Annotated in this window: 11 protein-coding genes; 5 read left to right on the forward strand and 6 right to left on the reverse strand. The window is 67.3% G+C overall.

The window, feature by feature from the left end; translation table 11 throughout:
• Positions 1–92 precede the first annotated feature (92 nt).
• The 3 genes from OJI97_RS05260 to OJI97_RS05270 all read right to left on the reverse strand — a co-directional run bounded on the left by OJI97_RS05260 (position 93) and on the right by OJI97_RS05270 (position 3,648).
• A complete protein-coding gene (locus tag OJI97_RS05260) occupies positions 93–1,289 on the reverse strand; it encodes a CoA transferase (protein WP_297661808.1) in 1,197 nt (398 codons plus the stop codon).
• Positions 1,290–1,409: 120 nt separating this feature from the next.
• Positions 1,410–2,579 (reverse strand): acyl-CoA dehydrogenase family protein, encoded by a 1,170-nt coding sequence (locus tag OJI97_RS05265; protein WP_297661810.1) that lies wholly within the window; start codon positions 2,577–2,579, stop codon positions 1,410–1,412.
• Positions 2,580–2,730: 151 nt separating this feature from the next.
• Positions 2,731–3,648 carry an SDR family NAD(P)-dependent oxidoreductase gene (locus tag OJI97_RS05270; protein WP_297661811.1) on the reverse strand — a complete coding sequence of 306 codons (918 nt, stop codon included), beginning with the start codon at positions 3,646–3,648 and terminating at the stop codon, positions 2,731–2,733.
• 105 nt (positions 3,649–3,753) lie between these two features.
• Between OJI97_RS05270 and OJI97_RS05275 the strand changes: the two genes are divergently transcribed.
• Positions 3,754–4,491 (forward strand): helix-turn-helix domain-containing protein, encoded by a 738-nt coding sequence (locus OJI97_RS05275; RefSeq protein ID WP_297661813.1) that lies wholly within the window; start codon positions 3,754–3,756, stop codon positions 4,489–4,491.
• 78 nt (positions 4,492–4,569) lie between these two features.
• Positions 4,570–5,793, forward strand: coding sequence for an FAD-dependent oxidoreductase (locus tag OJI97_RS05280; protein ID WP_297661815.1), 1,224 nt, complete (start codon positions 4,570–4,572; stop codon positions 5,791–5,793).
• Between the two features lie 60 nt (positions 5,794–5,853).
• Here the strand turns inward: OJI97_RS05280 and OJI97_RS05285 are convergent, their stop codons facing one another.
• Positions 5,854–6,489, reverse strand: a complete 636-nt coding sequence (locus OJI97_RS05285) for a DUF4126 domain-containing protein (protein WP_297661818.1) — start codon at positions 6,487–6,489, stop codon at positions 5,854–5,856.
• A 94-nt stretch (positions 6,490–6,583) separates the two neighbouring features.
• Between OJI97_RS05285 and OJI97_RS05290 the strand changes: the two genes are divergently transcribed.
• Together OJI97_RS05290 and OJI97_RS05295 are read left to right on the forward strand one after the other, a co-directional pair.
• The gene (locus OJI97_RS05290) at positions 6,584–7,369 is read left to right on the forward strand and encodes an NUDIX domain-containing protein (protein ID WP_297661820.1); all 786 of its coding nucleotides are present in this window, start codon (positions 6,584–6,586) and stop codon (positions 7,367–7,369) included.
• 176 nt (positions 7,370–7,545) lie between these two features.
• A complete protein-coding gene (locus OJI97_RS05295; RefSeq protein WP_297661822.1) occupies positions 7,546–7,782 on the forward strand; it encodes a hypothetical protein in 237 nt (78 codons plus the stop codon).
• Between the two features lie 136 nt (positions 7,783–7,918).
• On the opposite strand, the gene OJI97_RS05300 is transcribed toward OJI97_RS05295, so the two are convergent.
• Together OJI97_RS05300 and OJI97_RS05305 are read right to left on the reverse strand one after the other, a co-directional pair.
• Positions 7,919–8,128 (reverse strand): hypothetical protein, encoded by a 210-nt coding sequence (locus tag OJI97_RS05300; RefSeq protein WP_297661824.1) that lies wholly within the window; start codon positions 8,126–8,128, stop codon positions 7,919–7,921.
• Positions 8,129–8,219: 91 nt separating this feature from the next.
• Positions 8,220–9,080: a carbon-nitrogen hydrolase family protein gene (locus OJI97_RS05305; protein WP_297661826.1), complete on the reverse strand. Its 861-nt coding sequence runs from the start codon at positions 9,078–9,080 to the stop codon at positions 8,220–8,222.
• Positions 9,081–9,209: 129 nt separating this feature from the next.
• Between OJI97_RS05305 and OJI97_RS05310 the strand changes: the two genes are divergently transcribed.
• Positions 9,210–12,158, forward strand: a complete 2,949-nt coding sequence (locus OJI97_RS05310; RefSeq protein ID WP_297661829.1) for a pitrilysin family protein — start codon at positions 9,210–9,212, stop codon at positions 12,156–12,158.
• Positions 12,159–12,299: the final 141 nt, after the last annotated feature.

Below are 12,299 nucleotides of genomic sequence, written 5' to 3' on the forward strand. Positions count from 1 at the left end.
TCACCCCGGACTTGATCCGGGGTCCCGCTAAGCAACGCTGGGAAGCGGGACCCCGGATCAAGTCCGGGGTGACGGAAAGGGGGAAGGCGATCTCAGCCGACACCGACGATACCGGCGTCGATCAGGCGGGCGATTTCTCCCGAGGATAGCGACAGGCGTGAAGCCAGCACTTCCTCGCTATGCTCGCCGTTGCGCGGCGCTGGGCGTGGCGGCTGGCGGTCGGCTTGCGGGATGGTCGCGAAGGAACCCGCGGCGGGATAGGCGAAGCCGCTGGGGTTCTCCGCCGCGCCGAAGATCGGATTGTCCGCGACCAGCGCCGGATCGTTCGCGGCGTCGAGCATCGTGCGATAGGGCGAATGGACGATCCCGCCCGCGTCGAAGGCGGCGGCGAGGTCGGCGTGGTCGCGGCCCGCGATCGCCTGCTCGAACAGCGGATAGAGCGCGTCGCGGTGGGTGAAGCGGAGGCCGTCGTCCTTCGCGAAGGAGACCCCGCGCGCCGCCTCGATCGCCGCGACCGCCGCGCCGAGATTCAGCGCGGCGATCAGATTCGCCCATTGGCGCGGCGTGACGACGACGATCATCGTCCGCTGCCCGTCGCGCGTGGTGAAATCGCGCCCGAACAGGCCGTAGACGGCGTTGCCCAGCCGCGGGCGGTTCTCGCCCGAATAGAGCACCTCGGCGAGGCCGCCCATATTGGCGACGGTGCCGATCGCGACATCGGAGAGCGGCAGGCGGACCTCGCCGCCTTCGCCGGTCGCGGCGCGGCGCTGGATCGCGGCGAGCAGCGCGAAGGCGGCATAGGCGCCGGTGAGCAGATCCCACGCGGGCAGGACATGATTGACCGGCTCCGGCCCCGGCCCGGTGAGCATCGGATAGCCGACGCTGTTGTTCACCGTATAGTCGAGCGCGGGCGAGCCGTCGGCCCAGCCCATCACGCGCACGGTGATCAGGTCGGGACGCCCCTCGGCGAGCAATTCGTGCGACAGGAAGCCGCCGGCGGGGAAGTTGGTGACGAACTGGCCGGTCGCGCGCACCAATTCCTGCAACAATTCGCGTCCCTCGGGCCGGGCGAGGTCGAGCGCGACCGATTTCTTCGCGCGGTTGAGGTTTTCCCAATAGAGCGAGTTGTTCTCCGCCGTCACCGGCCAGCGCCGGAAATCGGGGCCGCCGCCGATCTGATCGACGCGGATCAACTCGGCCCCGAACTGCGCGAGGTAAAGGCCGGCGGTGGGGGAGGCGACGAAGGACGACGCCTCGATCACGGGGAGGTCGGAGAGGAGGTTATACATAGGGTAATATCCCGTCGCCCCCGCGCAGGCGGGGGCCGCTGGCGGCCTTGCCCTCCGCTGCTGCGTAAACCGCGAGCGGCCCCCGCCTGCGCGGGGGCGACGGGATATTCCCGACCACGCTCAATTCGCCGCCGCGAATTCGCGCAGCATATGCTTGGCGATCTGAAGCTGGAGGATCTGCGTCGTCCCTTCGTAGATGCGATAGATGCGCGCATCGCGGAAGAAACGCTCGGCGTCATATTCGGCGAGATAGCCCGCCCCGCCATAGACCTGCACGCAGGCGTCGACGACGCGGCCGCACATTTCGCTGGCGAAGACCTTGAACGCCGCGGCTTTGCGCAGGACATTCTCGCCCGCGTCGGCGCGGCGGGTGACGTCCTCCATCATGCATTCGGCCGCGTAGATGTCGATCTCGCTCTGCGCCAGCATCTGCTGGATGAGTTGGAAGTTCGCGATCGGCTCGCCGAACGCCTTGCGCTCGGTCGCGTAACGCACCGCACTGTCGAGCGCTCGGCGGGCGTAGGCGGTCGCGGCGGCCCCGACCGACATGCGGCCGTTGTCGAGGCTCATCATCGCAAAAGCGAAGCCCTTGCCGAGTTCGCCGCCGAGCAAAGCCTCGCCGCCGACGCGGACGTCGTCCATCACGATATCGGCGATATGACTGCCCGACTGGCCCATCTTCTTGTCGGACTTGCCGATCGACACGCCGGGCGCGTCCATCGGCACGACGAAGGCCGAGACATGGGCGTTCTTGGGCAGATTCTCCTTCGAGGTGCGCGCCATGATCAGGCCGACCTTCGCGAAGGGTGAATTGGTAATGTAGCGCTTGGTGCCGTTCAGCACCCAGCCGTTGTCGGTCTGGGTCGCGGTCGTCTGCAGCCCCGCCGAGTCCGATCCCGACCCCGGCTCGGTGAGCCCGAAGCAGGCGATCTCACCCGCCGCGACGCGCGGCAGCCATTCGGCCTTCTGCGCCTCGGTCCCGCCATTCTTGAGCGCCGAGGCGAACATGCCGATGTTGATCGAGATGATCGAACGGAAGGCCGGCATCGCATAGCTGATCGTGTGGATCGTCCGGACATACTGGCTGACGTTCATCCCCGCGCCGCCGAACTCTTCGGGGATCGTCAGGCCGAACAGACCCATGTCGCGCATTTCGGCGAGGATGTCGTCGGGGATGCGGTCGGTCTCGATGATCTCCTTCTCTGCGGGGAGAAGGCGCTCGCGGACGTAGCGCTGAAGCTGCTCAATGAACTGTTCGAAGACGTCCGCGTCCATGCCAGGGTTGCTCATAAAGGACTCCTCATCGTCTTACCCCGATTCCCCGAGCGAAGCCGAGGGGCTTGTTCGAGCGGAGCGAGAAGCGGCGCCGTTGCTGCCTCGACTTCGCTCGGCATGGCCCCTCGGCTTCGCTCGGGGAATCGGGGAGTGTGATTCTGCATTCTCAGATCGGGTCGTAGGGGAAGACGTGCGCCGACACTTCGTCGGCGCGCGCGAAGCTCGGGCGGAAGGCGGGGATCAGTTCGTCGGCGATCGCCTCTGCCGTCCAGCCTTCGAGCTTGGTCATCGAACGCACCGGGCGCGGTTTCGAGAACAGGACGATCTCGTTCTTGCGGACGCTGAAAATCTGGTTGGTCACATCCTTCGACAGGTCGGAGGCGAGATAGGCGACGAGCGGCGCGATCTTGTCGGCCGACATTTCCTGGATGCGCTTGACGCGTTCCTGTTCGGCGGGCGTCGTCGCGGGGATCGAGGCGGTCATGCGGCTCCACGCGAAGGGGGCGATGCAGTTCGAGCGGACGCCGGCGCGCGCCATGTCGAGCGCGATCGACTGCGACAGCGCGACGACGCCGAGCTTCGCGGCCGAGTAATTGGCCTGGCCGATGTTGCCGATCAGGCCGCTGGTCGAGGTGAAGTGGATGAAGCTGCCCGACTGCTGCTCGCGGAACCAGGGCGTCGCGGCCTTCGAGACGTTGAAGACGCCGGTCAGATTGACCTCGATGACGCTCTTCCAGTCCTCATAGCTCATCTTGTGCCAGATGGTGTCGCGCAGGATACCGGCGTTGTTCACCACCGCATCGATGCGGCCGAATTTGGCGACCGCATCCTCGACGATGCTCGCGGCCTCCTTTGGGTCGGCGACGTTGCCGAAGTTGGCGATGGCCTTGCCGCCCGCAGCGATGATGTCGGCCGCGGTCGTTTCGGCCGGAGCGGCGTCGCCGCCGTCGCCGGCCTGCGCGACGCCCGGATCGTTGACGATCACCGCCGCGCCCTGGGCCGCGCAATGCAGCGCCAGTTCGCGGCCGATGCCGCGCCCGGCGCCGGTGATCGCGACGACCTTTCCGTCAAGGCATAAGCTCATGGCCGCTCTCCCGTTCGATTCGTGTCGATAGCGCGATAAGCGACCGCGTGCATCATTTCAACATTCGGAATTGATTTTTCATCATATTGAAAATATTCCCAGACCATGACCGGCCCGGTTCGCTCCGTCTCGCACGCTTTCGCCATCCTCCGCCTGCTCGCGGATTCGGGCGCGCTGACGCTGTCGGACATCGGCCGCGTTGTCGATCTCAGCCCGTCGAGTTGCCTCAACCTTTTGAAAACGCTGGTCGCCGAAGGGGCGGTCGAGCGCGATGCGCGGACCAAGCAGTATCGGCTGGCGGCGGCGTGGCGGGCGGCTGATGCGCTGCGCGATACCCGCGCCGCGCGGCTCGCCGACCGCGCGCAGCCGCTGATGGCGCGCTTCGCCCAAAGCGCCGAGGCGGCGGTCGGGCTGTGGAAGATCGTCTCGCGCGACCGCATGGAGCTTGCCGCGCGCGCCGAAAGCGATGCGGGGATGCGCCTCAGCCTCGCCGACGGCCAGCGCCAGCCGCTCGGCAGCGGGGCGGCGGGGCGCGCGATCGCCGCGGTGCAACGGGTGAGTGAGGCCGAACTGGCGCGACGCTATGCCCCGGTGCGCTGGCAGGACGACTTGCCGTTCGACGCCTATGCGCGGCAGGTCGCGGCGGCGGCGGCGCAGGGCTTTGCGGTCGATCGCGGATATGCCCACCGCGGCGTCTGCACCGTCGCCGCGGGGATCGCGGACATCGCCCCCGGTTTCTGTCTGTCCGCCTCCTTCGTCGCCGGATCGCGCAGCGATGCGGAGGTCGAGGCGCTGGGCGCGGCGCTTGTTGCGCTGCGCGACGAGGTGATACTGTCCGCCTGATAGCCAATGTTTGTTGTGCCGCCGCCTGCGCCGTGCAAGGGCACGGACGAAAAGCGAGCGTGCCGTAACGGAGGGATTATGCAGTTCGACGTGGTGATCGTGGGGGCCGGACACGGCGGCGCGCAGGTCGCGGTGATGCTGCGGACGCAGAAGTTCGCAGGTTCCATTGCGATCATCGGCGACGAGCCCGAACTTCCCTATGAGCGCCCGCCGCTGTCGAAGGAATATTTCGCGGGCGAGAAGGAATTCGAGCGCATCCAGCTTCGTCCCGCCAAATATTGGGACGAGCGCGAAGTGACGATGCTGCTCGGCAAGCGCGTCGTGTCGGTCGATCCGGCGGCGCACACGGTCACCACCGACGGCGGCGAGACGATCGGTTACGGCAAGCTCGTCTGGGCGACCGGCGGAGCCCCGCGAATGCTGCCGATCCCCGGCGGCGACCTGCCCGGCGTGCAGGGCGTGCGCACCCGCGCCGACGCCGATGCGATGAAGGCGGCGTCGGAGACGGCGAAGCAGATCGTCGTGATCGGCGGCGGCTATATCGGACTCGAGGCAGCGGCGGTGCTGACCAAGGCGGGCAAGAAGGTCGTGCTCTTGGAAGCGCTCGACCGGGTGCTCGCGCGCGTCGCGGGCGAGGATCTGTCGCGCTTCTACGAGAAGGAGCATCGCGAGCATGGCGTCGACCTGCGTCTCGGCGTCGCGGTCGAAGCGATCGAAGGGGAAGGGCATGTCACCGGCGTCCGCCTGTCGGATGGCGAGGTCATTCCCGCCGATCTCGTCATTGTCGGCATCGGCATCGTCCCCGCGGTCGAACCGCTGATCGCGGCGGGCGCCGAGGGTGGCAACGGCGTGCTCGTCGACCGCCATTGCAAGACGAGCCTGCCCGACGTCTATGCGATCGGCGATTGCGCGGCGCATGTGAACGAATTTGCCGAGGGGGCGACGATCCGGCTCGAATCGGTGCAGAACGCCAACGACCAGGCGAATGTCGTCGCCAAGGGCATCGTCGGCGACGAAGCGCCATATCATGCCATCCCCTGGTTCTGGTCGAACCAGTATGACCTCAAGCTTCAGACCGCGGGCCTGTCGACCGGGCACGACCAGACCGTCGTGCGCGGCGACATTGCGAGCCGCAGCTTCTCGATCGTCTATCTGAAGGCGGGCAGGGTGATCGCGCTCGACTGCGTCAACGCGACCAAGGATTATGTCCAGGGCCGCATGATCGTCACCGCCGGGCTCGTCGCGACGGCGGAGCAGCTTGCCGATACCGGCACGCCGCTCAAGGAATTGCTCGCGGGTTGATCGCTATCCGATCCTCTCTGCCGCGAGGCGGTAGGGAGGACCGATTGCCGAATCGCTGGCCTAAACCGGCGGCAAACGCTCTGCCTCCGGCGGCAGATCGCCGAGCGCGCGTTTCAGGGTCGTCTTGATGTTGCGGAGCAGGCGGCGCAGCGCGACGATCACGACCACCGCGGCGGCGGCGAGCAGGATGGCGATCACGATCGCGAGCGCGGGATAGGCGATGGCGAGCGCGAGCAGACCGGTCGTCGCGACATCCTCGCCGGTCGAGACCGCGGCGTTGCTGAACGGTTCGGGGCTGATGTTGACGACCGCGCGCGTCGTCGCCTTGGCGCCGTGGCTGAGCAGCGCGCCGCCACCGCCGAGGAGGAAGGCCACGACCTGCCACGTCGGATCGGAACTGTCGATCAGGGCGAGCGCGAGCAGCGCGCCGCCGAGCGGACGGATGATGCCGTGAATCGTGTCCCAGATGGAATCGACCCACGCGACCTTGTCGGCGAAGAATTCGGCAAGCGTGCCGACGGTCGCGACGCCGAGCACCCAGGGGTTGGCGAGAACCTGAAGCGCCTTCAGATGCTCGGGCAGCGGCAGCCAGCCGAAATGCATCGCGATGCCGGTGGCGAGGATAGTGAGATAGAGCCGCCAGCCTGCGAGCAGGCTGAGACTGCCGGCGACACCCAGAATCTCCAATATTCCCATGGCCCTGCTCCCACTGGAGCCCCTTCTTGCACCCTCGTCCGCGCCTCTGCAATGGCCGGATGACAAGCGCGGCGCGCGCGGTTAGGGTTTCGGCATGAGTTCATCCGCTTCGCCGTCCGCCGTGCCGGACAATGCCATCCCCGCCGCCACGCTCGTCATCATGCGCCCCGCAGGCGGCGGCGGACCCGACGAGATATTGCTGGTCAAGCGTTCGGCGACGATGGCGTTCGCGGCGGGCGCGGTGGTGTTTCCGGGCGGGCGCATCGATCCCGACGATCATGTGGTGGCGGAGCGGCACGGCTTCGCGCCGGACGATGTCGAGGGCGCGGCACGGGTCGCGGCGCTGCGCGAAACGCTCGAGGAGACGGGGCTCGCGGTCGGTTGGCCGACGCTCGCCGATCGGGAAACGGGCGCGATCCGCCAGGCGCTTCTCGGCGGCGCGCTCTTGTCGGACATGCTGGCGTCGCGCGGCGAGCGACTCGCGCTCGAATCGCTCGTGCCCTTTGCGCGCTGGTGTCCCAATTTCAAGGAAGCGCGGACCTTCGACACCCGCTTCTATGCCGTCGCCGCGCCGCCGCACGGGCATGAACTGACCGTCGAGGAGGCCGAACACAGCCATATCTTCTGGGCCAGTGCGGGCGAGACGCTGGCGATGGCCGATCGCGGCGACGTCTCGATCATCTTCCCGACCCGCCGCAATCTGGAGCGGTTGGCGCAGGCGGATGGTTTTGCCGATTTTTCGGCGCACGCCGGGGATTTTCCGGTCGAATTGGTCACGCCGTGGATCGAGGAGCGCGACGGCGGTGCGCATCTCTGCATCCCCGATCATCTCGGCTACCCGGTGACGAGCGAGCCGTTCGATCGCATCCGGCGCGGATGAATTGGTGCCGATGCGGCGCTTTTCTCTGGTTTAGCAAATTCATAACAAATGGGGGGTAGGTCAAATCGTCGTTGCAATCGGCAATGACTATGCCTACAGAGGCTGGGTAGATTCACAGCGATAGCTCGTGCGTTGGTGTGATTCGATAAGACTATTTCCAGTGGACGGAGAAGAAGATGAACCTGCTTAAGAAAGCTGCGATCTCCCTCGCGGCAACGTCGATGATCGTGGCTCCGGTCGCCGCTTCGGCTGCTACCTCGCTCGATTCGGCTCGTGCTACGTCGGCTCTTGGCGGCGAAAGCGAACTCGAAGGCAGCACCAGCTGGATCATCGCTATCGTTGCTCTGGCCGCGATCATCGGTGGTATCATCCTGGCGTCGGACAACAACAGCGACACCCCGACCAGCCCGTAATAACGGCTGATCGCTTAGCTATACCAAAGGGCTCCGAACGAAAGTTCGGGGCCTTTTGTGCGTTTGGGGGCTCGCGATCTGGCCGAGGGCGCGCCGGGGCGGATGGCCGCCATGGGATGGGAAGCGGACGCTAGTTTTACGATGGGCTATTGGGGTTATGTCTGAGGGATTGGGCAACCGTCATCCTGACAATTCCAAGCGCTGCTAGAGTAAGAACAAGTGCGCCATAGGCGAGATTTTCAGGCTTCTCTAATCCCTTGATGTCATAGCCATATTCGGCCAGCAGAAAACCCAACACCGCCCCGGCGAAGGCAACCGACAGCCTTTCAAGCGCCGTTTGGATCATGGGAACCTTACACTCCTTCGATTATTTACATAATTCGGCTTCGCGAGATCCGCAATCGGTCGAAACCCGGCATAGGAAATTTGATCATAGCCTAAATTTCGATCGACCGGACGGCGCGCGATCGGGCCAGCGGAATCGCCTGCCGCGCGCGGGGCGCGGCGTCGGGGGCGAGCGGGGCGAGGGTCAGGTCATAACCGCGGTCGCCCTCGGCATTGCAGGCCGCCGCTTCGGCCAGGATCGCGCCCCATGGATCGATCGCGAGGCTGTGGCCGTAGGTGGCGCGCCCGTCGGCGTGCGTTCCGTTCTGGGCCGCCGCGACGACATGGCACGCCGTTTCGATCGCGCGGGCGCGGAGCAGGATATGCCAATGGGCTTCGCCGGTCGAGACGGTGAAGGCGGCGGGCACCGCGATCAGATCGGCGCCGCGATCGACCAGCGCGCGATAGAGTTCGGGGAAACGCAGATCGTAGCAGATGCTGAGCCCGAGCCGGCCGAGCGGCGTTTCGACCACCTCGACGGCGGCGCCGCCGGCATAGGCGGCGGACTCGGTCCAATTCTCGCCCGAGGGCAGGGTGACGTCGAACATGTGGATCTTGTCGTAGCGCGCGCGGATGCCGCCGTCGGCGGCGATGACATGGCTGCGGTTGACGCGCCGGGCGCCGTCGTCGGACAGCAGGGGCATCGATCCGCTGTGCAGCCACAGGCCGTGGCGCCGCGCCATCTGCTGGAGCGCGGCGGGCCATGGGCTGTCGGCTTCGCGGACGATATGCGCGGCCGAGCGCTGGCGGTCGCGATCGAGCAGCAGCGCCATTTCGGGCAGAAAGGCCATCGCCGCGCCCTTTGCCGCCGCCTCGGCCAAGGCGCGGTCGACCGTCGCCAGATTGACGGCGGGATCGATGCCGCTCGTCATCTGAACGAGCGCGGCGAGCGGAGCGGGGGGCGTGGCATTCATCCCGTCTGGCTAAGCCCAAGCCGCGCCCGCGACAAGCCGCGCGTGACAAGCCCCCCAGCAAGCCCGACGCGCGGGGCGGGCGGGCGAAGTTCAGTGGCCAGCAAGGTTCGAACGCGATAAGAGGGGGCAATGTCCTATTCTCCCCCGCTGACGCCCCGTTTCTTCCCGCGATCCTTCCTTCCGGCCAGCGCTGCCGTCGCGGCGCTGCTGTTCGCGCCGGTCGCCGTCGCGCAGACCGCACCCGCTCCGCCCCCCGCCGCTTCGGTGCCGGCGCAGGCCGGGCAGGCCAGCGACTGGCTCTATGCGGGCAGCGACATTCCGCGCGATACCGCGTGGCAGTTCGGTATTCTGCCCAACGGGGTCCGCTATGCCGTGCGCAACAATGGGGTGCCGCCGGGGCAGGTGTCGATCCGCGTCCGCATGGATGTCGGGTCGATGTTCGAAACCGACGCCGAACGCGGCTTTGCCCATCTGCTCGAACATCTGACCTTTCGCGGGTCGGAACATATTCCCGACGGCGAGACGAAGCGCATCTGGCAGCGCTTCGGCGTGACGTTCGGTAGCGATTCCAATGCGCAAACCACGCCGACGCAGACCGTGTATCAACTCGACCTGCCGAGCGTCACCCCGGCCAACCTCGACGAGAGCATGAAATTGCTCGCCGGCATGGTGCGCGAGCCCCGGATTTCGGAGGCGGCGGTGACCGCCGAGCGCGGGGTCGTCCTGTCCGAGCTGCGCGAATCCGATGGGCCGCAAAAGCGGATCGCCGATCTCACCACCGCGCATCTGTTCGCGGGACAATTGCTCGGCGACCGCTCGCCGATCGGCACCGTCGCCTCGCTTGGCGCGGCGCGCGCGGGGGCGGTGCAGGCGTTCCACGATCGCTGGTATCGGCCCGATCGCGCGGTGGTCGTGATCTCCGGCGATGGCGATCCGGCCGAGTTCGCGCGGCTGATCGCCAAATATTATGGCGACTGGCAAGGGGACGGTGCGGCGCCGACGCCGCCCGATTTCGGCAAGCCCGACCCCAAGGCGCCGGTCGCGAAGGTGATCGTCGAGGCCAATCAGCCGCTCGCGCTGACGCTCGCGATGATCCGGCCGTGGAAGAAACGGATCGACACCGTCGAAAATACGCGGCGGCTGTATCTGGAATTCATCGCGCAGGCGCTGGTCAACCGGCGGCTCGAAAACCGCGCGCGCGCGGGCGGCAGCTTTCTGGTCGCGACGGTCGAGCAGCAATATGTCAGCCGCAGCGCCGACGTCACCATGGCGCAGATCGTGCCGCTCAGCGACTGGAAGGCCGCGCTCGCCGACGTGCGTGGGGTGATCGCCGACGCGGTGACGACGCCGCCGTCGCAGGCCGACATCGACCGCGAAGCGAACGAGATCCAGGCGTTCCTGCTCAAGGAACTCGACAATGCCCGCAACGAGCCCGGCGCGCGGCTCGCCGACGACATGGTGCGCGCGGTCGATATCGGCGAAACGGTCGCCAGCCCGCAGGGGCAGGTCGATATGTTCAAGGCGATCCGCGCCTCGGCGACGCCGCAGGTGATGCTGAAGATCAGCAAGGCGATCTTCAGCGCGCCGGTGACGCGTGTCGTGCTGACCACCCCGACCGCGATTCCGGGCGGCGATGGGGCGCTGATCGCGGCGCTGGCCGCGCCCGCCAGGATACAGGGCGACCGCCTGGCCGCCACGAAGGTCGATTTCAAGCAATTGCCCGCGATCGGCAAGCCCGGATCGATCGTGTCGACGGCGCCGCTTCCGGGGCTGCGCGCCGAACGGATCGAATTCGCCAACGGCGTGACGGCGCTGGTGTCGAACAATCAGGTCGAACCAGGCAAGGTGCGGGTGAAGGTCCGCTTCGGCACCGGCAATCGCAGCGTCGCCGCCGACGCGCCGAACCTGCTGTGGACCGGCGATTATGCGCTGGTCGCGAGCGGCATCGGGCCGTGGGGGCAGAACGAGATCGATCAGCTCACCAACGGCCGCCAGATCCAGATGAATTTCTCGGTCGAAGATGACGCGTTCGAGCTGTCGGCCGAAAGCAAGCCCGCCGACCTGGCCGATCAGATGAAGCTGATGGCGGCGAAGCTCGCCATGCCGCGCTGGGACGCCGCGCCGGTCGAGCGGCTGCGCGTCGGCTATCTGACCGGCTACGACCTCAACGACGCGACGCCGAACGCGGTGCTCGACCGCAATCTGCAAGGCTGGCTGACCGGCGACGACGCGCGCTGGGCGGCGCCCGACAAGGCGGCGATATCGGCGCTGACCCCTGCTGCCTTCCGCGCCTTTTGGGAACCGCGGCTGGCGAGCGGGCCGATCGAGGTGCAGATATTCGGCGACCTGTCGACGGTCGATTACAAGCAGATACTGGCGGACACGCTGGGCGCGCTGCCCCCGCGCAAGGAGCTGGCGCCGCCGGGCGGGCAGCGGGTCGCTTTCGCAAAGCACAACACGACGCCGATGATCGCCTATCACAGGGGCGAGCAGGGGCAGGCGGCGGCGATGACCGCCTGGCCGACGAGCGGGGGCCTTGCGAATCCGCGCGACGCGCATGGGCTGGAGATATTGGCGGCGATCTTCAATGACCGCCTGTTCGACCGGCTGCGCGCCGAGCAGGGGGCGAGCTATGGGCCGAGCGCCGACAGCCATTGGCCGACGGGTTTCGAGGGCAGCGGCGGCTATCTGGTCGTCGGCAGCCTGCTGGCGCCGAAGGACGTCGACCGCTTCTATGGCATCGTCCGCGAGATCGCGGCCGACCTGGTCGCCAACCCGGTCGGCGCCGACGAGCTGGCGCGCAACGCCGGGCCGCTCCGCGAGCAGATCGAGCGCGCCTCGACCGGCAATGTCTATTGGATGTTCCTGCTCGAGGGTGCGACCCGCGATCCGCGCGTCGCCGCGGCGGCGCTGTCGATCGGCCGCGATATGTCCTCGATCACCCCGGCCGATATCCAGCGGCTCGCGCGGCAATATCTGGTGCCGGAGCGCCAGTGGTCGGTGGCGATCCTGCCCAAGGGCATGACGCTGGCGGACGCCGCCGCGCTCGACAAGGCGGCGGCGCAGGGCGGGCGGTAGCGCATCGAGCGTTAAATCTGCGCACCCTCTCTTCCGTTCGTGTCGAGGGAAGGCGGGGCCCCCCACACGCGGAAGCGGCGGCGGGGGGGGGGGGGGCATAGGGCGGGCCCGCCCGGGCGGGGGGGTGGGGGTTTAGGAGCC

The organism is Sphingopyxis sp. (assembly GCF_025869345.1).
GTDB lineage: Bacteria > Pseudomonadota > Alphaproteobacteria > Sphingomonadales > Sphingomonadaceae > Sphingopyxis.

Excerpts from the sequence above, each read along its gene's own strand:
- OJI97_RS05270 (WP_297661811.1), bottom strand. The coding sequence starts at position 3,648 with ATGAGCTTATGCCTTGACGGAAAGGTCGTCGCGATCACCGGCGCCGGG.
- OJI97_RS05265 (WP_297661810.1), bottom strand. The coding sequence starts at position 2,579 with ATGAGCAACCCTGGCATGGACGCGGACGTCTTCGAACAGTTCATTGAG.
- OJI97_RS05280 (WP_297661815.1), top strand. The coding sequence starts at position 4,570 with ATGCAGTTCGACGTGGTGATCGTGGGGGCCGGACACGGCGGCGCGCAG.
- OJI97_RS05300 (WP_297661824.1), bottom strand. The coding sequence starts at position 8,128 with ATGATCCAAACGGCGCTTGAAAGGCTGTCGGTTGCCTTCGCCGGGGCG.
- OJI97_RS05275 (WP_297661813.1), top strand. The coding sequence starts at position 3,754 with ATGACCGGCCCGGTTCGCTCCGTCTCGCACGCTTTCGCCATCCTCCGC.
- OJI97_RS05305 (WP_297661826.1), bottom strand. The coding sequence starts at position 9,080 with ATGAATGCCACGCCCCCCGCTCCGCTCGCCGCGCTCGTTCAGATGACG.
- OJI97_RS05290 (WP_297661820.1), top strand. The coding sequence starts at position 6,584 with ATGAGTTCATCCGCTTCGCCGTCCGCCGTGCCGGACAATGCCATCCCC.
- OJI97_RS05310 (WP_297661829.1), top strand. The coding sequence starts at position 9,210 with ATGTCCTATTCTCCCCCGCTGACGCCCCGTTTCTTCCCGCGATCCTTC.
- OJI97_RS05285 (WP_297661818.1), bottom strand. The coding sequence starts at position 6,489 with ATGGGAATATTGGAGATTCTGGGTGTCGCCGGCAGTCTCAGCCTGCTC.
- OJI97_RS05295 (WP_297661822.1), top strand. The coding sequence starts at position 7,546 with ATGAACCTGCTTAAGAAAGCTGCGATCTCCCTCGCGGCAACGTCGATG.
- OJI97_RS05260 (WP_297661808.1), bottom strand. The coding sequence starts at position 1,289 with ATGTATAACCTCCTCTCCGACCTCCCCGTGATCGAGGCGTCGTCCTTC.